The sequence below is a fragment of the Microcystis sp. M53602_WE12 genome (genome assembly GCF_030065455.1).
Lineage (GTDB): Bacteria > Cyanobacteriota > Cyanobacteriia > Cyanobacteriales > Microcystaceae > Microcystis > Microcystis aeruginosa.
In genome coordinates this window covers 1-1560 of the sequence record NZ_JASJFB010000460.1, presented here as the reverse complement: position 1 = coordinate 1560, position 1560 = coordinate 1, and the positions used below count along the sequence as shown (strand labels likewise).

The following is a 1560-nucleotide window of genomic DNA, read 5'->3' as shown; positions in this document are numbered from 1 at the left end:
TCTGCCTAAATTAGCTAACGCAACCCCTCGGTTGTTCCAAGCTTCATGGAGATCGGGTTTAATTTCTAAAGCTCGATCGTAGGATGCGATCGCTTGTTCAAATCTGCCTAAATTAGCTAACGCAACCCCTCGGTTGTACCAAGCTTCATGGTAATCGGGTTTAATTTCTAAAGCTCGATCCCAGGAGGCGATCGCGCCGATAAAATCCCCATTGATTGCTTTCTGGTATCCTTGCTCAAACCAGAATGCGGCATCCTGAACCACTTCCGTTAAATCCGTCTCCTTTGGGCCTAGATTTTCCTCCTCCACACCGGAAACATCCCTCACCGCGTCGCGTAACTGGAGGCTAATCCGTTGGGACACTTCCCCCAGATTTCCCGTCATCACCTTGCCTAAAGCCGCCAGATCCCGCCCTAAAGTTTGATAATCTTCCGGATACTGTAGCCATTCCTCGCTTTTGACCCCTAGCCACCGCGCCAGCTTTTTATCGTCACAATGGCGACTGTATAGCCATCCCCGTAACCCGCCGGTAGTGGTTCCCGCCGCCACCTGCTCGAATAACCCCATCAATATCCCTTCATATTCCCCATCGCTGGGTTCTGGAGGAGTATTTTTGACTTCTTTGGGGTTAATTGCCTTTGGACTGCCAATAAAGAGCGATTTTAGCCAATTCCAGAGCTTTTTTAGTAAGGATAGCATCGAAGAAAAGCGGAAAAGGAAGATAAGGAAATTATATCTCTACTGCCGAACTTCTGAAAATACCCTAGCGATCGCTCTCTCCCGGCGAACGCTTCGCGCACGCTTCGCGTGACCGAGCCAATTCTAAGACCTGTTCGAGAGATAATCCCAGAGAAGCGGCGATTTCCTTGGGATTAACCCCCGCTCGCAATAATAAGGGAACAGAAGCTAATTTTCCGATGATTTCCCCTTCTTGGCGACCTTCTTGGCGACCTTCTTGACGACCTTCTTGGCGACCTTCTTGGCGACCTTCTTGGCGACCTTCCTCTAGGGCCTCCTGAAACACACGCGTCTGTCTTAACTCGCTTAAACTAAACATAGCTTCTATCTCCTTTCGATTAATCCGCGGCAACTTGTAAATCAAAATCGTCTCTATCAATTCTAAAAGTTCCTGTTGGCGATTTTCTACCCCCGTTTCCCTCACTCGCGCGATTAACTCCCTTCCTTGGTTGATCACTTGCGCTTCGGGTAAGCTTACTAACTCTAGCGTCGCTAATCCGAGCGAATCTGGTGGACTCTCGGCTAATTCCTCGAGATAAATCCTTTGTACTCTTGTTTCTTGTAATAGCTCTCTATATCGCTCTATATTCTCCTTTTCCACCCTTCGATTCGGATAGATCACCACCCCGCGCCAATTGTTTTTTAACTGCGTCTGTTTGAGATAGAGAAAAATTTCGGCGAAAAAACGCGCATAAAACTCCGGATCATTCTGAAACTGAACTTCGGTAAAATAAATTGGTAAATCTTGCCGTTCTGGTAGAAAGACTCCATCGATGCGAAAAGATAGTTGTTTCACCTCTACGGAGGAAAATCGATAGAAAT

Annotated in this window: 2 protein-coding genes; both read right to left on the bottom strand. The window is 47.3% G+C overall.

All coding sequences use genetic code 11. The features are described from left to right. Positions 1-699: tetratricopeptide repeat protein (locus PX482_RS15345; RefSeq protein WP_288122641.1), on the bottom strand; the 699-nt coding region annotated here is incomplete at its 3' end. Between the two features lie 64 nt (positions 700-763). Beyond that, the coding region (locus PX482_RS15340; protein ID WP_288122640.1) for an Rpn family recombination-promoting nuclease/putative transposase at positions 764-1560 on the bottom strand (797 nt) is incomplete at its 5' end.